This is a genomic window from Glaciecola sp. HA4-3, from assembly GCF_055693685.1.
In genome coordinates this window covers 1,319,289-1,338,504 of sequence record NZ_CM146340.1, presented here as the reverse complement: position 1 = coordinate 1,338,504, position 19,216 = coordinate 1,319,289, and the positions used below count along the sequence as shown (strand labels likewise).

The 19,216-nt window shown below is 38.6% G+C and carries 11 protein-coding genes and 1 pseudogene; 5 read left to right on the top strand and 7 right to left on the bottom strand.

From position 1 onward, the window contains the following. Positions 1-68: 68 nt before the first annotated feature. From ACZ1G6_RS06360 to ACZ1G6_RS06350, 3 genes and pseudogenes are all read left to right on the top strand, one after another. A complete protein-coding gene (locus ACZ1G6_RS06360; RefSeq protein WP_472618541.1) occupies positions 69-977 on the top strand; it encodes a haloalkane dehalogenase in 909 nt (302 codons plus the stop codon). Beyond that, positions 977-1,742 (top strand): annotated as a pseudogene (locus ACZ1G6_RS06355) (SDR family NAD(P)-dependent oxidoreductase). Before ACZ1G6_RS06360 ends, ACZ1G6_RS06355 begins: the two are co-directional and overlap by 1 nt. Before the next feature lie 108 nt (positions 1,743-1,850). Continuing rightward, the gene (locus ACZ1G6_RS06350) at positions 1,851-2,243 is read left to right on the top strand and encodes a DUF3718 domain-containing protein (RefSeq protein ID WP_472618540.1); all 393 of its coding nucleotides are present in this window, start codon (positions 1,851-1,853) and stop codon (positions 2,241-2,243) included. Between the two features lie 99 nt (positions 2,244-2,342). On the opposite strand, the gene ACZ1G6_RS06345 is transcribed toward ACZ1G6_RS06350, so the two are convergent. The 3 genes from ACZ1G6_RS06345 to ACZ1G6_RS06335 all read right to left on the bottom strand — a co-directional run bounded on the left by ACZ1G6_RS06345 (position 2,343) and on the right by ACZ1G6_RS06335 (position 5,233). Next, entirely contained in the window at positions 2,343-3,317 is a 975-nt protein-coding gene (locus tag ACZ1G6_RS06345) for an NADPH:quinone oxidoreductase family protein (RefSeq protein ID WP_472618539.1), read from the bottom strand. 2 nt (positions 3,318-3,319) lie between these two features. Beyond that, on the bottom strand, positions 3,320-4,546 hold the full coding sequence (locus ACZ1G6_RS06340) for an acyl-CoA dehydrogenase family protein (protein ID WP_472618538.1): 1,227 nt from the start codon (positions 4,544-4,546) through the stop codon (positions 3,320-3,322). Positions 4,547-4,621: 75 nt separating this feature from the next. Then, entirely contained in the window at positions 4,622-5,233 is a 612-nt protein-coding gene (locus ACZ1G6_RS06335) for a histidine phosphatase family protein (protein WP_472618537.1), read from the bottom strand. Positions 5,234-5,442: 209 nt separating this feature from the next. On the opposite strand from ACZ1G6_RS06335, the gene hemN reads away from it, so the two are divergent. Next, a complete protein-coding gene (hemN, locus tag ACZ1G6_RS06330) occupies positions 5,443-6,834 on the top strand; it encodes an oxygen-independent coproporphyrinogen III oxidase (protein WP_472618536.1) in 1,392 nt (463 codons plus the stop codon). A 43-nt stretch (positions 6,835-6,877) separates the two neighbouring features. On the opposite strand, the gene ACZ1G6_RS06325 is transcribed toward hemN, so the two are convergent. Next, on the bottom strand, positions 6,878-9,217 hold the full coding sequence (locus ACZ1G6_RS06325; RefSeq protein WP_472618939.1) for a zinc-dependent metalloprotease: 2,340 nt from the start codon (positions 9,215-9,217) through the stop codon (positions 6,878-6,880). A gap of 239 nt (positions 9,218-9,456) precedes the next feature. On the opposite strand from ACZ1G6_RS06325, the gene ACZ1G6_RS06320 reads away from it, so the two are divergent. Further along, positions 9,457-9,690: a hypothetical protein gene (locus ACZ1G6_RS06320; protein ID WP_472618535.1), complete on the top strand. Its 234-nt coding sequence runs from the start codon at positions 9,457-9,459 to the stop codon at positions 9,688-9,690. A 175-nt stretch (positions 9,691-9,865) separates the two neighbouring features. Here ACZ1G6_RS06320 and recD read toward each other — a convergent pair whose 3' ends face one another. From recD to recC, 3 genes are read right to left on the bottom strand one after another with little or no spacing between them, the layout of a single operon-like run. Next, positions 9,866-11,854 carry an exodeoxyribonuclease V subunit alpha gene (gene recD, locus ACZ1G6_RS06315; RefSeq protein WP_472618534.1) on the bottom strand — a complete coding sequence of 663 codons (1,989 nt, stop codon included), beginning with the start codon at positions 11,852-11,854 and terminating at the stop codon, positions 9,866-9,868. Beyond that, positions 11,851-15,588: an exodeoxyribonuclease V subunit beta gene (recB, locus tag ACZ1G6_RS06310; RefSeq protein WP_472618533.1), complete on the bottom strand. Its 3,738-nt coding sequence runs from the start codon at positions 15,586-15,588 to the stop codon at positions 11,851-11,853. Before recB ends, recD begins: the two co-directional genes overlap by 4 nt. Positions 15,589-15,590: 2 nt before the next feature. After that, on the bottom strand, positions 15,591-18,998 hold the full coding sequence (gene recC, locus ACZ1G6_RS06305; RefSeq protein WP_472618532.1) for an exodeoxyribonuclease V subunit gamma: 3,408 nt from the start codon (positions 18,996-18,998) through the stop codon (positions 15,591-15,593). Positions 18,999-19,216 lie beyond the last annotated feature (218 nt).

Here is a 19,216-nt window from a genome sequence, read left to right as displayed (position 1 = left end):
AAATGATAATGAAACTAGAGTGTTGTCCTTATACTGGAAGTACGCTTAACAATAATGAAACAAATATTATGAAAATACTTCGTACACCAGACGCTTGCTTTACGTCAATCAATGATTACCCATTTGCTGAACACTTTTGTATGGTTAACCAAGATGGAGCGCCTGCGCTAAGACTTCATTATGTAGATGAGGGAAACAAAGATGCCCCTATTATTCTTATGTTGCATGGAGAACCCAGCTGGTCATATTTATATCGCAACATGATAACAAAGGCAGTAGCCAACGGTTTCAGAGTAATTGCACCGGATTTAATTGGCTTTGGAAAATCTGACAAACCTGCTAACCAAGATGACTATACTTATGCCCGTCACCTAGAGTGGCTGCGCAGCTTTTTAATGACATTAGGACTACAAGATATACACCTTATATGTCAAGACTGGGGCGGATTGTTAGGCTTAAGGTTAGTCGCACAAACGCCAGATTTATTTAGCGCAGTTATAGCGGCAAACACAATGCTACCGACCGGTGAGCACAAAGCCAGTGACGCTTTTTTAAAATGGCAACAGTATTCGCAAACAAGTGTTGAATTTAACGTTGGAAATATTTTGCAGGGGGCAACTGTCACTGATTTAAGTGAAGAAGTTATCTCAGCGTATAACGCACCATTTCCAAGTGATGAATATAAAGCAGGTGTTAGGAAGTTTCCAATGTTGGTCCCTATTTCAACTGAAGACCCTGAATCTGCAAACAATAAGCTTGCATGGATTGAATTATCACAATTTACCAAACCGTTTATTACTGCATTTAGCGACAGTGACCCTATCACAAAAGGTGGCGAAAAAGTTTTCCAAAAATACGTACCAGGTTGTCAAGGTCAAACACATTATATATTGAAAAATGGCGGGCATTTCTTACAAGAAGACTGTTCAGATGAATTAATTAACATTGCAATAAATAATTTTAAGGGGATTAAATAATGGATGCATTACTTGATTTTACGGGACAAACTGCACTAATTACAGGTGCAGCAAGTGGTTTTGGTAAAGCTTTGAGCAAAGCCTTGTATGAAAGAGGTTGTAATTTAGTGTTAAGCGACATTAATCAACAGAGTTTAGATAGTTTATATCAGACCTTTGATAATTCAGCGAGGGTAGAAATTCTGCATGGTGATGTCAAGATTGAAGAAAATTCAAAAACCTTGGTGCAATTGGCGTTTGATAAATTTGGTCGTTTAGACATTGCTATCAATAATGCTGGCATTGCACATCAACAAAATGCTATTCACAAGTTAACTGAAGACATCTTTGATACTCAGTTTGATATCAATGTTAAAGGCGTTGCATTTGGAATGAAATACCAGTCAGCCGCAATGCTAAAACAAGGATATGGACATATATTAAATGTAAGTTCACTGGCTGGTATTGGCGGAGCGCCAAAAGGAGGCGCATATAGCGCTGCTAAACACGCCGTTATTGGATTAACAAGAACCGCTGCGGTTGAATACGGGCGCTATAATGTTCGTTGCAACGCAATATGCCCATTCTTTAGCCCAACAGACATTATGAATATTGACGGTTATGCAAGCGACGAAGAAAAGCAAAAGCTTGGCGCTGGCAGTCCTATGAAACGTATTAGCAAAATAGAGGAAATTGTGAATGTCATGGTGTTAATGCTATCGCCAAGGCAATACCTATATGAATGGCCAACACATTGCCGTTGATGGCGGAGTAACCGCTTGGTAATCGTATTGATAGAAATACTTATGTATTGAGGCCAGTATTTTTTATTTTCTGGTCTCACGTTACTCTTCTTCCTGTCAAACAAACACGGTTAAATTTCGGAGAAGTAACATGTTGAAAAAAGTACTATTCGTAGCCACTCTAAGTGCAATGACCTTGCACGCAAACACAGCGCAAGCAAGCGTAGAAGATGCGTTAGCAAACATTTGTGAAATTGTTAAGGTAGATGACAAGAGTGAATTACGTAAAAAAATGAAAAACGTTAGAAATAATTTCTCAATGCAATTGCGTGATTATTACAACGGGATTTCATGTGGCGGTAATAGCCTTATACGGGTCGCAATCTTAAATAACTCTGTAGAAGCAGGCACTTTGTTGGTGAAAAAAATGCCAAAAAAGCGTTTGGGAGAGCCGGAGACAGACGGCAAGACACTTCAAGCTTGGATCAGTGAACAAGGTCTAAGCGACAATGAAGTTGCAAAAGCTGTATTTGAAAGAATTTAGCACTTATCACCAGTTGATAAACACTTCAACATGGTAGGCGAAGGCCACTTCGCCATTTGATGACCTCCTTTTAGGAGGTCATTTTTTATGGTATTCACACTAAGATAATAAAACAACCTTACCCTTTACTTGCCTTGACATCACTTTTTCAATCGCGTTTTTAGCCTCAGCTAATGGATATGCTTCATCAATAACAACCTTGACTTTGCCTGTCGCAAGCCATGTCACCAATTCTTTCATATTATCAATAAATGCTTTAGGTTCGTGTTGCGTAAATGAACCCCAAAACACCCCTACTACTGAGTAACCTTTTACCAACGAAAGGTTGACTGGGAATTTTGGAATTTCGCCTCCAGCAAAGCCAATCACCAATAAACGTCCACCCCAAGCCATCACTCTTGAACAAGCATGAAAGGTATCACCACCGACGCATTCATAAACCACATCAACGCCTTTTCCTTTTGTTAGCGATTTAACGGTTTCTTTTAAATCATCTTTTGTGTAATTAATAACAATATCAGCGCCATTTTCTTTAGCTACTTGACACTTTTCATCAGTCGAGCACACTGCAATTACCTTAGCACCCATAATTTTGCCGATTTGAACCGCGGCAAGCCCCGTTCCGCCTGCTGCGCCTGTCACCAACAAAGTTTCACCTTCTTTTACTTGAGCTCGCTGTTTTAAAGCGTGATGCGCTGTCGCATGAGCCGTTGTTAAAGCAGCAGCTTGGTCTAACGGTATCGAGGATGGAATTGGCATAACCTGCATGGCAGGCACAGCAACTTTTTGTGCATAGGCACCTAATTGACAAATACCTATTACCGTCATCCCAACGCTTAAGTGAGACACACCTTCTCCAACTTCAATTATCTTGCCTGCTACTTCGCTTCCAGGAACAAACGGGCATTGGGGCTTCATTTGATAGAGGCCTTGCACTAAAAGACCATCTGGAAAATTCACACCTGCAGCAGCGACTTCAATTAATACTTCCCCTTTTTGTGCGATAGGGTCGTCAATATCTTCAAAGCTTAACGCATCAACTGGCGCAAATTCATTACATACAATAGCTTTCATTATTATGCTCCTTTAGTAGCGTTATGCTGAACCACTAAATTTTTACCTAATTGCATCATATGCACTTGGTCTGGCCCATCGGCAAGCCTAATGGTACGAGCATATGCTAAAGTAGCCGATAAAATAGTATCTTGCGAAGTTCCAGCCGCGCCATGTATCTGAATAGACTCGTCAATGACTTCACAAGCCATTTTAGGTGCGACTATTTTTATCGCGGCGATTATATTTTTGGATACTTTGTTACCATATTTATCCATATTATCTGCCGCTTTTAACGTCAATAACCTTGCTTGTTCAATTTTGCAATACATTTGAGCAATACTCTCTCGCACTGACTGCTGCTTACTTAAAGCTTGACCAAACGCGATACGTTGCTCAACTCTTTCACACGCCATATCAAGAGCACGCTGTGCACACCCTATTAATCTCATGCAGTGGTGTATGCGACCAGGGCCTAAACGACCTTGGGCAATCTCAAAGCCACGCCCTTCACCTAAGATTAAATTTTCTTTGGGTACTTTAACATTTTCAAACAACACTTCTGCATGGCCGATAGGCTCATCTAAATATCCCATTGCAGACATTGGCCTAAGGACGGTCACTCCCGGTGTGTCTAAAGGTACAAGAATCTGAGATTGTTGCTGATGTCTAGGAGCATCCACGTCGGTTTTGCCCATGACAATCATAATTTTACAATTCTCATTCATTGCGCCACTTGTATACCATTTACGACCGTTTATTTCGTAATGGTCACCTTTATTTTCAATTTTGGTCGCAATGTTTGTCGCATCCGATGACGCGACCTCTGGTTCTGTCATCGCGAAGGCCGATCGAATTTGCCCCTCAAGCAAAGGTTCAAGATAGTCTTTTTTGTGTTGTTCATTTCCGTATTTTGAAATGACTTCCATGTTACCAGTGTCAGGTGCACTGCAATTAAATACCTCAGAACTCCATAAAACCCGCCCCATTATTTCGCATAAGGGCGCGTATTCTAGATTACTTAAACCAGCACCATATGGTAAGTATTCTTTTGGCAAAAATAGATTCCACAAGCCTTGCGCTTTGGCCTTTGCTTTTAATTCTTCCATTAGCTGAGGTGTTCGCCATTGGTGTTCATTGTTCATCACAAGATCATGATATTTTTGCTCAATGGGATATATTTCAGCGTCCATAAATGCAGTAAGTTTTGCCATTAGTTCTTGTGTTTTAGGGCTATGATCAAAGTTCATGTTATCTCCTGTAAAATGGGCTAACTATAAGTAATTTTTTGAATATGTTCAGGGTGGTCAAGGTGAGAAATCGTATTAAAACTGCTCAATTGGAAGCCACGCTGATTGAAAAAAGTGAGAGACGCTTGTATTGCGTATTTGCAAATTAAACGCTATTGCTTGTTCCACACTTACGTTTAACACGTGCATTAAAAATACGGCCATAGCCCCTCCAGAGGTCACAACAAGCACGTTCGATTTATTAGACTGTTTAATCGCATCTGCACTTGCTTGAACTCGGGCACAAAAATCTAACCACGACTCACCTTTATAAGACTCAAGCGATGACCTTGACCATGCCAGCATTGCTTTTTTCAAAATAACGTACCACGCACTTCTTGGCGAGTCGGGTTCTGGCTTTTGTTCAGGATGCATTGCAATATAAGCTGATACTATTGCTTCAAAATCAAACTCATCCCAACCACGATCCTTGATTATTTCTGAGGGGTCAAAACAAGACACTAAGCCGTCAGCGGTTTGTTTATGTCGCAACATGTTACCTGTTACAACATAATCAAAGTGCTTTGATCTTTTCTTAAAATAATCCCCAAGAATCGTTGATTGCTCGTGTCCAAGAGCGCTCAGTTTGTCATAATCATCAGCGCCAAATGATGCTTGTGCATGACGCACTAGGTATAACTGTCCCATCTACAATTCCTATCGGGCTTTGTTCTAATGTTAAAATAAGGTTAAAGGGTTTCTGTTATTTTGAGTAATTGATTCTTTTGATAGACGCTTATTAGTCCTAAATATAGCAAGGGCTTCTTCACTTACCTTGCACTTTCTTAACATAGATCAATATTCGTTCATTAGTCTTAATCTACTATGACGCTCAACATAAATATGAGCAAACTCACATGCATACTAGTGAATTTTTTGATAAGCGAATTTTAGAAAAATACAACTCGGCAGGGCCACGCTATACATCTTATCCAACCGCTGTAGCATTCCACGATAATTTTACAGAACAAGATTTTCAAAAATCTGTTGAGAATGTCATCACGCAAATGCAAAAAGACAAAACGTCTAGCCTGTCTTTATACATTCATATTCCTTTTTGCCACTCACTTTGTTACTACTGCGGCTGTAATAAAATAGTGACTCGTAACAAGGACAAAGTTGAAAAATATCTTCGCTATCTAAAAACCGAAATAGCGCAAAAAGCCCCCAATTTTTCTGCCTTTGAGGTGAATCAAATTCACTTTGGTGGAGGTACTCCTAGCTTTTTAAGCAATCAACAACTTAATAGCATTCTTTTGTTTATTAAGCAGCACTACAGATTAGCAAACAAAATAGAACAAAGTATTGAAGTTGACCCTAGGGAAATTCCACCCGATTATGCTCTGCAACTTAAAAACTTGGGTTTTAATAGACTCAGCGTTGGAGTACAAGATGTCAATCAATCGGTACAGACTCATATTAATCGAGTTCAAGATACTCAATTTATTATTAAGCTAATCAATGACGCTAAACAAGTCGGATTTGAGTCAATTAATATTGATTTAATTTATGGCTTACCCGGGCAATCCATACAAACTATGGAAGAGACCTTATCTGCTGTTGAACAGATGGATGTCGACCGTATTTCATTATTCAGTTATGCACATATGCCTCAACTCTTTGCGGCACAGCGTAAAATAAAATTAGATAGTATGCCTAGTAAGCAAGACAAACTTGCGCTATTTCAATATAGCATCAATCACCTAATATCAAAGGGGTACGACTTTATTGGCATGGACCATTTTGCCAAGCATAGTGATGAACTTAGCAAATCAGCAAGAAACCGAAAACTCACCAGAAATTTTCAAGGTTACACTACAGATCAGGCAGATTGTTTGCTTGGCTTTGGGGTCTCATCTATCAGCAATACTGGAAACGCTTATTCTCAAAACTACAAAAAGCTTAATGAGTATTATGCTGCCATCGATAGTCATCAAACGACTATTGAAAAAGGCGTAAGTTTATCAAAAGATGATGTGATTCATCGGGCATTAATACACCAACTTATGTGTAACTTTTTTGTGGATAAACACCAATTTTCAGCAAAATATCAGATAGATTTTGACAAGTATTTTAGTGCCTCTTTGAAGCAACTAACTCCTTTTGTGGAAGATAACTTATTGATTGACACTCCCTTTAAAATTAAGATTTTTCCTAGGGGACGGCTACTGATTAGAAATATCTGCATGAGCTTTGACCAGTATCTTACAAGCCCACTTCACCAAATGAGATATAGTAGGGTCATATAAAAAACAATTGCCGAGCCAAGTAGACTCGGCAATTATGTTATTTCTATATCGGAGAACCTGGAGGAAGTGGTTTAACTGACATTTCTAATGGCCAATTACCGTGTGTCCAGTAATGGGATAAATGTCGCAAAATGACACTGTTATTTCCTTTGTTTTTATGTTTATTTAACCATTTTTGGTAATCCAACAACTGCTGCTGCAAACTTGCTTTCACCTCCACACCTAGATTGGGTGCGTTTAAAGCGTCAAAGTACGCAGACAAAGCAACATATTTAATTCGCTGTTCTAACACATCTGTCGTATTTATCTGGATTAGGTTTTTAAATATGTCTTGTGCAACCTGACTAACCGAAGGTATGTCTTGGTTATCACTGTGTTGTTGATGCAGGCGATTTAAACGTTCGCTTGTCAGTAAAATCCGTAGACTATAATGTGAAATAGATTCTGCGGCAGTTATTGGGTCAAACGCTATCCCAGTTCTTGTTGGCATGCTTTCTCTGGTGCGCGAGCTACCATATGCCTTGGGTGGAATTAAAGATAGAATTTCTGATGGGATTCGCAAATACTCACTCGACGCACTTTGAATCATTAACTCTAAAGCTCTTTGCTGTTGTGATGGTGAGACCATCCCAACTTCAGCCAATTCTAAATCACTTTCTACCGCATAACGGTATGTCACCCCCGAAATCTGTTTTACAAGCGCATCAAGTTGGTAACGATGTGAATAATAAAGCGGCACAAGACGACGCTCCAAATCAGAGTAATACTCACCTTCTGGCAGACTCGCTCTACCAAACCTAGCTAAAGAGAACGCCCGTACTTGACTCATGCGTTCAAACTCGGCAACCGGGTCACTTCCGTTATCCCATAAATGCCCGTCAGCAGACGCTCTGCTGGCAACTCTTGCGTCAGGATCTGATTTGTATAACAAACCACTGGTTTTCGTTTGATTCACAAGGCTCAACAAAGCCTCAGTTTCATTTACATCATCGGGAAAGTCTTGATAACCATATTCAACAACGTATTTGTCCCATATTCCGATTTTGTCATCATAAGCTTCACTTAAATCTATCTTTCCATTTTTCAATTGGATAAAAGGGTGTGGGTAATCCATGACAGAAGCGCGATCATTTTCACTGGCAGCAAAATTATGTGCAATTCCAAGTGTATGGCCAACTTCATGTGCAGATAGCTGTTTAATTCGATTTAAGGCAAGTTGCAGTTCTTCGCTTGTATCGTTTGTTTGTGAATCAAACGGGGAAGTAAAAGCATTAGCAATTAAGAAATCTTGTCGCACACGCAAACTGCCCAAAGTAACGTGACCCTTTATGATTTCGCCTGTTCTAGGGTCAACAACAGAAGTACCATATGACCAACCTCTTGTCGCTCGATGAACCCATTGAATTACATTATAATTCACATCCATTGGATCGGCATCTTCAGGTAATACTTTCACTTGAAAAGCATTAAGATACCCTGCTGCTTCAAATGCCTGATTCCACCACATGGCACCATCTCTTAAGGCACTTAAGACAGGCTCAGGAATACCTGGGTCTAAGTAATACACAATGGGTTTAAGTGCTTCGCTTTGTGCCGCATTTGGGTCTTTTTTATGCAATCGATGTCTAGGTATGTATTTTTGCTCCATGTTTTGATCGATTGGCACCGAATAGTCAAAATAACTATGCTTCCAAAATCCAGAATACGGATGAAACGCACGTGGCTCATAATTATCGTCTGGTAAGCGAATAAATGAATGATGTAAATGTACCGTCACGCTTTTCGCGTCAGGCGACACATCATTTATATAGGCGCCGGTAGGTTGACCAGAAAATGTAACTAGTGTCTCTAGCTCGGTATTATTTTCGAATGCTTTGCTTCTTGGAAGATAAATACCACTTCTAGTATTATCAAGTGTATATGAACCTTGCCCTGTTCTATCGAGTCTTTGAGCTATCCCATGCACATCTGTTTGTAAAAAGTGCGTATAGTCAAACGTGACCTTCCCCTGCTTCTCATCACTTATTGTAAATCCAGCAATAATTGAATCGGCAAATGCTTCGTCAATACTTTTTCGTTCAGCAGTGTTTAATGTATTGGCTCTGAATTTTGTATTTAGCTCTCGAAGTAATACTTTATTGCCAAAACGTTCAAATTGTACCAAGCGTGTATCACCAAGCTGACCTCTATCTAAACCGATGTCATTTGAACCAATGCCTTGAGGTAAACTCGTTTGAAAAATAAAGGGGGAATCAAACTGTGAGTCATCTAATTCCAAATAGATTGCATCTTCCTCTTGGCTGTATTTAAAACTAATAAAGCCTTCAAAAATTTGATCATCGTCAACCTTAGCCCAGCCAAATTTAGAGACACTCACTACCATAAAAAATACAACAAATTGGTAAAATATGCGCTTATTTACATTGGTCATTTTTGTTTCCATAAAAAGTGATTGTTTCAAGCATACTAAAACACTTCGTAGATTCACAGATAAACGAACATAAATGAATCCAAAAAGCTTGATCTAAGTCAGGTCAATAATTTGAAACTCTACTACTATTAGGCATATTAATATCAAAATAGCGCTTTTAAGCACTATGCTTACTAATGCGAGCTCAATATATGCCCACTTCTCATAGCAATGTCATCAGGCTAAAACCAAAAGTTAGTGATGAGCTAAAACTTGTCGTTGACGATAAGAGCACAATTGGCCTTAGTGATAGGCCAATTTTTGGTTCATCCGTTACTATTAAAGATGAGGTGCTAGAAGAAATAGGAAATACATTACTACCTTGGTTATATCTTGGGATGGGTAAATTTTATCGATGTTCACAAATTTGCTTGTATTACGGCTAAGAATCATTATTTAGAAGCAAGTTCATTTATTTCAACTTATCAAAATCAAATCGTTGTCAACACGCCTATTGTCATCAAAAGTGTCTGCGATGACATGAATCAATCTAAAGAGTTATTTATCTTTAGCGAATGTTTAGCCCAATCCATACCTAAACAAGGGTAAACACAGTTAATATCAAAAAGCGTGTTTTATTCCGCTAATACGTTTAGTTTTTGTATTAATTGCATTAACGAAATCTTGCTTTCGCGCATATATGCTCAAGCCTTTCTTGGCTCGCGTAATCCCAGTATAAAGTAGTGCTTTGGTGACAAATTTTGATGCACTTGGCGAGATAATAAATGAAAGTTCGTCAAATTCGCTTCCCTGTGTTTTATGCACCGTCATTGCATAGGCGTAAGTCATTCTTGGTAAGGCAAAAAATGGGATCATGCGCAAGTTTTGTTCAGTTTGATGATGAAAATAAGCAACTGGTGAGCTATCTCCAAGGTTTTTATACCAAAGTATTCCCATGTCACCATTGAATAGTTTTTGCTGGTAATCATTCTCTAAAATCATAATCGGCGTGGCAAAAGCACTTTGTGGATTTGCTTGTCTTTTACGCTTTATTTGATGATAGATATGGTTATTAACGCTGTCGCTGCCAAATTCACCTTGCCGCAAAGGCGTTAATATTGAAAAGCATTGAAGCTGAGCAAACGCCTCCTCAGGAGACTTTGCAAGTTCAAAACCACCAAAATAATCGATATTTTGTTCAATTGCTTGCCAAAAATGAATCGACTCATTTTTCGCATTTGGAAACTGATTGATTAAGCTAACATTAGGGTTAATAAATGCTCGATCGCACGTATCAAGACTCTCTTGCAATACCGCTTGCGCAAGAACCTTGATGTGATCTTGGCTTCTAATTGACTTAGATAAACGATAAATGGACACGCTATTTGCTATAGAATGTAAATGTACCCTCTCTTTTGGTTCATTGATATCTGCAGTCGTTTTTTGTTCCTTTTCTTCATCATCCTGCGCCATGAGTTCCAATATACGTCGGCGCTTAAGTTTTGACCTTTCGTTGTTTTCTAAATCGACCAAGTCAGCCAGCACACTGCCGCTTTCTACTGATGGTAATTGATTAGCATCCCCTACTAGCAGTAACTTTGCGTTTATCATCAAAGACTTTATTAAGTTACTCATCATACTGATATCAATCATTGATGACTCATCAATAATCACCAAGCTTGCCGACACGTTTTGGCCACGGTCAGCAATATTTTCGTGAGTCTTAGGGTTTATATTCAATCCACTATGCAGTGTCCTTGCTTCAAGGGAGGTAAAGCCCTGACAAAAAGATTGAAGAAAACCGTCTGTTGTGTGCGTCATTATTGAGACTAACTCTTTTTGAAAGGATGTTTGCATTCTATTAGCTGCCTTTCCCGTGGGTGCGAACAACGCAATATCATTAGGTGTCAAATCAAACACAAACGCAGACAAAAGAATTATGCGAGTAATTGTATATGTTTTGCCTGTTCCCGCGCCGCCAGTCAAAATACTAAAATCATCAAATAAAATATTAATAGCTGCTATCAGTTGGTCATCGTCATGTTTACTGACCTCATTTAATGTAGGAAACAGTGTCAAAGCAAACTGCTTTAACTTTGATAGTTTTGCACTAATTAATGATGCATTGCGACTCAATACATTGGGCTGAATCTTAGCTTGAATAAATGAACATAAGTTTGTTTCGTATGTGTGATATCGCCTGCTGTACAACAAGCCATTTTCAAAGCATAAAAACTTCAGGTCACAAGACGCATTTATACAAACTGATATCAACTCATTTAGTTTGTTAAATGAGTCAAACTGAAAGCCACGTTTATAATTTGCATTGTACTCATGTCCTTCGTTCCATAGTCGCGTTTGATTTAAGCCTTCGACCCAAAGACAGACATTTCCTTTTCGTTGAGCATACGCTAAGGCCAAAAACACATGAAAAAGTTGACTTTTGTCATGTTGAGATAAAAGAATGCTGGGTTTATCTATATTTTGTACATAATGAAAGAAAAGTTGCTTGGCTAAAAAATAGTCTATTGCTTCAATGCCTTCTAGAGCCTCAAGACACCCCTTAGCGCTAGTATATATCGGTGTTTCACTTTCACTAAAAAGACTCATAGAACACCTTTATCAAGCACAACCGAGGCACTTGTCAGCTCATCTAAACGGTTAAGAATGGTTTCGTCCACTTTTTCAAAAAATACACCATTGTCAGTGCTATTTTCTTTCATGCCCCTAAGGTAAAGGTACACAACACCGCCAAAGTGCTTTTCATATGTGAAGTCCTTTATTCTGTTTTTCAGATATCTTTTCAGCGCGACACAATATATTAGATATTGTAAGTCATAATCATGCTTAAGGATGTCACTGGCAATTTTTGTACTTTGGTAATCTTCATAGTCGCTACCTAAGTAATTTGATTTATAATCGCACACATAAAACTTGCCTTTGTACTCAAATATTAAGTCAATAAAACCGTGCATCGCCCCTTTTAAATTAGCGTGAGTAAAAGATACCTCTGGAACATTATCAATTGCATAACGGCTAACATAAGCTTTACGATAATCGTTTAAAACACGCGCCATTTTAGATAAACATAATGCTTCGATTGGGAAATAAAATTCCGCCTCTTTAAGCACTGACGCTTCATCTAAACGAGATAGACTCAAGTCATCCGATTCGTCAATACTATTGCTTAGAGGACATGCTAGTATTTGATCTAACCAAGCCACAAATGGCTGATGCTTAGACAAATCAAGATTTGGCACAACAGGAGCGAGCGACTTGAGGGCTTCAGCTATCCTAGGACGAGAAAATACTATGTTTTCTAGTAAGTCATGCAAAAAATTCCCTGCTTGTGGGCCTTTAGGAAATATAAACGCAAATGGCAGTTCATCGCTTGTTGTATGCTGATTGATTGCTTCATACATGTGGTCATTTTCTTCATTGTCCCGGGTATGCAAATCATGCCTAATTGTAAATTCAATTGGCTTTGCAGGCTCTACATCCATCGGATTTACCAACTGCCTTTGCAGTTGACTGTAAGAACTTACTTGCCATTGTTTGCTAATGTTTGCAGTAAATTGAATATTATCCAGCGCTAGTTTTTCAATGCTTTGAGGCATTCTTTTTATTGGCATCAACGATTGACTTGAGCTGATATCAATTTTGTCGCCAATGTCACTAAGTGCTTCTTTGATTAAATGCTGAATATTGCCACTTCCTTGAATGCCCAAACATTTATGCAAAGCAACATCTGTTTGCTTTTCGGCGTTAATCATGCCTAAGTATAGCCGGTAAATAGGCCTAGTCATTGATACATATAAAAGACGAATGTCTTCTGCCATGCTTTCACGCTCTGCTAAATTTTGGACTTTATGGGTTTGGCCTAATTGGTAAACGACTTGGTGTGAATCATCATGATATTGATAAAGATGTTGATTTAATCGGCTACTTTTTTGATTGGCAAATGGCACAAACACAATGGGATACTCTAAACCTTTTGCTTTGTGTTGCGTCACAACTTTTATCAATTTTTGATCACTTTCCAGTCGCAGTTGATAATCATCTTCTTTTTCTGGCGAATTTATTTGCTCGGCCAACCAAACAACTAATTGCAATTGAGAATTTAATACCACAGAGCGTTGAGCTAGTATTTCAGCAAGGTGCATGTAATTAGTTAGCGCCCTTTCAAGTTGATTGTTTGGTAAATTGAGACGATATACGCATGACTGTATCAATGCGAAAACACCTTGAGAATACCAGAGGTTTTTTAGACTGTGCAGGCGAGCATAAACCCGTTCCCAAGCACTATGCTGCTCATTTTTTAATAAATCAGCTATCGACAAGCCATCTTCTTGATAGAGCAAGCCTGTGCTCAATGCTTGCCTTACCTTTGACTTACTACCTTGCAAAATCGCTTGTAAAAGATAATAAATATACGTCGCTTCTTTGGAAGCAAATAAAGGGGATTTTTCACTCAAATAAACAGACGATAGGCCGTGTTCATCAAGTACTCTTTTTACTTGTTTGGCTTGAAACCCAGTTCTAACAAGTATTGCAATATCTTGGTTTTGTATTGGCGTATGTGTACCTTCACAAACGATATAGGTATCACAAATTAGTCGCTTAATCTCATGTGCGCACCAATTCAAAATATCTATTGTTTGCTGGTTATCACTAATGCGTTCTTGATTAGCATCGCAGATGAAATGCAAACTGTTGTTAAATTGCGGGTCAATCAAAGCTGGCGATAAGTCATTTGAAGTGGGGGTCGAAACCTTTGTGTAGTCAATATCAAAGTCAAACAAATTGTAGGAAGTTTCACTAAGTGCTCTTCCCCAAAAAACACGGTTGTATGCATCAACCATATTTGGCCTTGAACGATAGTTAACATCCATATCCCACAGAAAATCTACCTGTGACTTTGCATTCAAATAAGTGAATATATCACCACCGCGAAATGAATAGATGGCCTGCTTTGGGTCCCCTATCATCACCAGCATTGTCTGCAATGAGTCCACAGCTTGGCTGGTCGAAGACTTATAAATATGATTTAAAATGCTAAACTGATCGGCGTCTGTGTCTTGAAATTCATCCACCATTGCATAAGGGAATTGTTCACGAAGAACTTGCGCTAAACTTTCTTCTTTGTCTAAAGCCTTTGCCACTTTATTAATTAAATCGTCGTAGCCAATGAGTCTTCGGTCGATTTTGTATTGCTCTAGCCTTTCATTAACATCCACAATAACTTCAGCTAAAACTTGATATACAGGTAGCGCCTCTAATCTTGTTGTGCATTTGATTTTAAACGAAGGGTCTAACAAATGCTTCTTAAGTACACTAACAATGCTTTTTGTCGAAGCAATTAGGGGATGGCCATCATCGATATTTGCCAACGTTTTGATTTTTTCGAGTTTCTTAGGCCCTAACAATGCAGAAAGGGATTTGTGTTGAAAAAACTCATTTCCTACTTCTTTGTTTATCCATGCCACAAACCATTCGCTTGGCGAGGTTTTATCTAGATCTGAGTACTGACACAATTGATTGTCAAATAGTGACTCTTGAGTCAACCAGATTTTCAGAATATTGATAAGTTCGTCTATTTTTTGCTGATTCTTAGCAGTAAGCGCTAATGATAAATACACAAAGTCTGCATGTTTAGACAAAGCATCTAACAGCATTGTTCGTTGAGGTTTTAAATCAAGCCATAGCGCATCAACATAGTGAACTGAGTCGTGCACTAATTCTTCAGGCGTGACTTGGGTAAGTGTCACATTTTTTCCCAGTAAGCTGCCAAACTCGTTGATAAAGGCAGAAGGGTCATGCCATGACCTTGACTGCAACAATGCTAATTTTGCGGGCTCACTTCTTAGTTTCCTTAGGCAATCAGACACACACTCTTGATGGACGAGTGAAAAGTCAGTCAATAGCTGAGTATCTGGCATAGATTGCATACTTAAGCCATAACGAGTAAGGATATGTTGGCAAAAACCATGAATGGTATAGATTGAAGACATATCTAACTCAAGCCTAGCTAATTCAAGAATTGCTCGTCCTTGTGCTTTGTCAACAACACTTTGCATCCTTATAGAAAACTCACATGGTGCTTTATCCCAGCGAGCTAGCAGTTCATCGATAAAAAGAGCAATACGCTGCTTTATTTCTTCAGTCGCCGCATCTGTATATGTCATAACAAGGATCTGCTTTACAGAACACTTTTTCTCTAACAGCAAGCGCGCATATAAGCGAGTGATATTATACGTTTTTCCGGTACCAGCGCTGGCTTCTATTAGATGCCTTCCTGATAAGCGCAGTGCAAGTGGGTCAAGAATACGTGATGAAATGGTCATGTTTATTCCCCCTTATGCTGAGTGGTTTCACGTTGAACTATATCTACGTTATTTACCTCAAACTTTTCAAGTACCGTCGCTTTGTGACTATGTATACAAGAAAACACCTTAAAATAAGGCTCTACATTCTCATATGTTAGTGGCGGCATTTGCGTATAAAAATAATTAAAATAAGGGTTGGGTAGATTGTGTGGCAAGTTTAGCTTAAAGGGTTTTTCATCGGCTGCCTCTTTCCAAAATAAGTGAATATTTTTATCTTTGAACGCGTCATCGGGACTTTGGAACTTCATCATTTCTTTGCTGATCCCTTCATCAAGAATCAATGGTTTTTTACCTCCATCAGTAAATACCTCAAAGATGTCCACCAAGGCATCAAAGGGCTTAATACCCTCGGCCAATGTGTATTTTGCGAGTTTTAGCACAAAACCGTCATTTCCTTTGTCATTATTTTCAACATACAATATTTGCAAAGATAAGTTTGTTTGATTGCTTTGTTGACTATGTAACAGAATTAAATAATGAATCCAATGAAGTATAAAGTGGCGTAGCTCAGGTTTATTAGGGTTAAGCTTTATCTCGACAATCCCTACGTCATTAATGTATTCAAATTGATATTCGATATTTGACTCTAGTAACTTTAGCGAAGATGACAACTTTAGAGTCGCACCATATTGTGCTTTATACTCAGATAATACTGTCGATTGTTGTTGGAATTTATTAAGCGTATTCTCAATTCCTACTATTTGAGGCAGAGCACCACTAGACAACCAATGTTCACTAAGTTCATTTAAGTGGTCTTTACTATTATCGTGTTCATGTTGCAAAATTGTCTTGATAAAGTTTGATTTTATCGCATATTCGTCTAAACCAGAGACTTTGTAAGGTATTTTAAAACCCCGTGCATCAGGCCCATCAAAATACAAATCCAATTTCTTATTGGCAAAATACGCTAGTGAATTTTTCAAAAATGCGGCAATTTCTTTAGTCGATAAACTTATATGTTCATCTGCTAAATTTGTCTCGTAATCAGATGAGATAAGTTGCTTTTGAGTATCTTGCAGTCGCAACGCATGATACATCCATGCTTGATCATAACTTTGTTGCGTATGTGCATTACGCATAAAGTTTTGCGCACTGAACGGATGAAGGGTATGCTCAAACACCTCAATACTATTTTCTGAGTAAGCGCTTTTGCAATAATCCAGCAACATGCTTAACACCAATGAGGCTTGTCTTAGAGAGTTATCCTTCACTTTTCTGTATTGGTAACTTAAGTGTAAATGTTGTCTGGCGGATAAAATTGACTCTAAAAACAAATAACGATCATCCCCCCTTCTAGAACGGTCGGCAATTCTTGGTGCGCTATCCGCCATCAGGTTTACTTCAAAAGGGATATCTTGACGTGGAAAATCGCTTTGATTTAACCCCAAAATAGCAATGACTTTAAATGGAATGCTACGCATTGGTAACATCGAGCAAAAAGTGACGTTGCCTGCATGAAATTGCGAGCGAGTTTCTGGGATGCTGATCAGCTGCTTAAGTGCATCATACGAAACATCAATAGTAACCTTTTGAGTGAATTTTGATAAATCTGCATTTTCCTTAAGACTCGCAATAGCATTAATGATTAACGACTGAGCAAGCGTATCTTCTTGTTTGGGTGAAAAACGTTCGTAAAATGTAGCCAAGAAAAAATCAGACCATTGCCCCAAATATCGTACTTGATGCATCTGGGTAAGCGTATGTTCAATATCCTCTAGACAATGCAGAAGCTTTCCTATGGCAACAGTGTCTTGTCCCTCCAATAGGTTAACAACTGCATCGCCTATCACCGTTAAATCCTCACGAGCACAGATAATGCCGTTTAATAGTCTATTGATTCCCCAAGACCAAGCATGGATATTGTCTGCTTGTTGGCTACCGATCGTTTTGGCGATATGTGTTTCATCGACTCCCCATACGACATGCGCTTTCATTAACCAATATGAGCATAATTCGAGCTCTTTTTCACTCAAACAATAATGCTGTGCAACTGCTGGCAAAGCAATGTATTCAAGTATTTCGTTTACCCCAAAACGACTTTTATTTAGTGATAATAGCTTCATAAAGCCCACCAAAAGTGGCTCTGAATCTGTCGGACGCCTGTCGCTTATTGACACGGGAATATTTAATCTTGGATCATGCGATTCACAAAATATTGCTTTGATAAAGGGTGAATAGACTTCAATACTCGGACACATTACCAATACGTCTTTGGCTTGCAATGACGGGTCCTTAGAGAACTGATGCAATATACTATCTTTGAGAACTTGTAACTCTCTAACAGGCGAGTGGCAAGCATGCACACTCACACTATCATCTGAATTTATCTCAATAGGCGTTATTTGACCTAATAAAATATCATCTTGTATTTGATGTAGTAGATTAGCTTGAGCGTCATTATCACGCGCAGGAATATCAAAAGAAGCTATTTCGTGATGTTCTAGCATACTGCATAGATTTACAAGGTCTCTTCCTTGAGTACCAAGGTTACGCAATAAAGGGTGCAATGTCTCTTCGTCAATTGAGCGCATATACGCTTTGCGTCGATTTTCTTTTGCTAGGCTAATGTCAGTCTTTGCATCGCCCCAATAATTGACACTAGGGTTTAATTGAAAGAAGTGCACATTGATATGTTTCGACAATGCATTAAAAAAAGATAAATAGCTCTGCGAGATGGTATTAATACCGAAAAGATAAATATTTTCAGGCAATAACTTGCATGAATTCCTATCAAGTGCTTCTAGCGCGTCGTTTTGCAAAGTATTGGGTTGAACGTTATGAATACTGAGTAATTTACGCCAAAACCAAGCTTGCCATTCCTGCTTCGTTAGCGCAATTGATTGCTCAAAATGGACCAACTCGTGGTTTTCCCACTTATCTAACCAATCAGGTCGAAAAACAATATATTGCTCAAACACATCGGCAAGTTGCTGAGCAAATGCTAGTTTCTTTTGGTATAGCTGTTTAGATGACTTCGCTGGTAACCAATAATGACATATAGTCTTTTCAAGGTAGCTTTTTTCCCCTTTGATGTTTGTATAGCACGCCGTTGAAAAATCCTCTGCTTCTAAGCATTCTAAAATAGACCATTGCATAAGTTCTCTATTAAATGGGCTTTTACGAGGTACTTTTTCTTCGCCTAATATCTTTCGGCATATATCCCATATAAACCTTGTTGGCATTGGGCATGACATATTCATCGATATACCAGTGTGCTGCGCCAATGAAAGGCTTAACCAGTGTTGCATACCCGGATTTGGTACAATCAAAGTGGTCGTAGTTAGTACGTTATTTTGTGTGTTCTGAATCACAGATGCAGCTAACACAGACAAGTCTTCAAGTTTATTTGATGGGTAAATAAACAGCAATACAAACTCCGTTTGACGTATTATTTAGAGATGAATATGAAGGTATATCCTACATAAAGACTTTATAAGGAATGTGCAGCGATTGCTAGTTAAACGGCATTAATATGAGACTTTAATTTTTTAAAATGAGTAAATAAACTTAAAACTTTACAATCTTAACACTTTCATTAACCAGCGAAATATCAATATACGCGATAGCGCTTTGGTTCTTAGCGACC

Excerpts from the sequence above, each read along its gene's own strand:
- ACZ1G6_RS06360 (WP_472618541.1), top strand. The coding sequence starts at position 69 with ATGAAAATACTTCGTACACCAGACGCTTGCTTTACGTCAATCAATGAT.
- ACZ1G6_RS06350 (WP_472618540.1), top strand. The coding sequence starts at position 1,851 with ATGTTGAAAAAAGTACTATTCGTAGCCACTCTAAGTGCAATGACCTTG.
- ACZ1G6_RS06345 (WP_472618539.1), bottom strand. The coding sequence starts at position 3,317 with ATGAAAGCTATTGTATGTAATGAATTTGCGCCAGTTGATGCGTTAAGC.
- ACZ1G6_RS06340 (WP_472618538.1), bottom strand. The coding sequence starts at position 4,546 with ATGAACTTTGATCATAGCCCTAAAACACAAGAACTAATGGCAAAACTT.
- ACZ1G6_RS06335 (WP_472618537.1), bottom strand. The coding sequence starts at position 5,233 with ATGGGACAGTTATACCTAGTGCGTCATGCACAAGCATCATTTGGCGCT.
- hemN (WP_472618536.1), top strand. The coding sequence starts at position 5,443 with ATGCATACTAGTGAATTTTTTGATAAGCGAATTTTAGAAAAATACAAC.
- ACZ1G6_RS06325 (WP_472618939.1), bottom strand. The coding sequence starts at position 9,217 with ATGGTAGTGAGTGTCTCTAAATTTGGCTGGGCTAAGGTTGACGATGAT.
- ACZ1G6_RS06320 (WP_472618535.1), top strand. The coding sequence starts at position 9,457 with ATGCCCACTTCTCATAGCAATGTCATCAGGCTAAAACCAAAAGTTAGT.
- recD (WP_472618534.1), bottom strand. The coding sequence starts at position 11,854 with ATGAGTCTTTTTAGTGAAAGTGAAACACCGATATATACTAGCGCTAAG.
- recB (WP_472618533.1), bottom strand. The coding sequence starts at position 15,588 with ATGACCATTTCATCACGTATTCTTGACCCACTTGCACTGCGCTTATCA.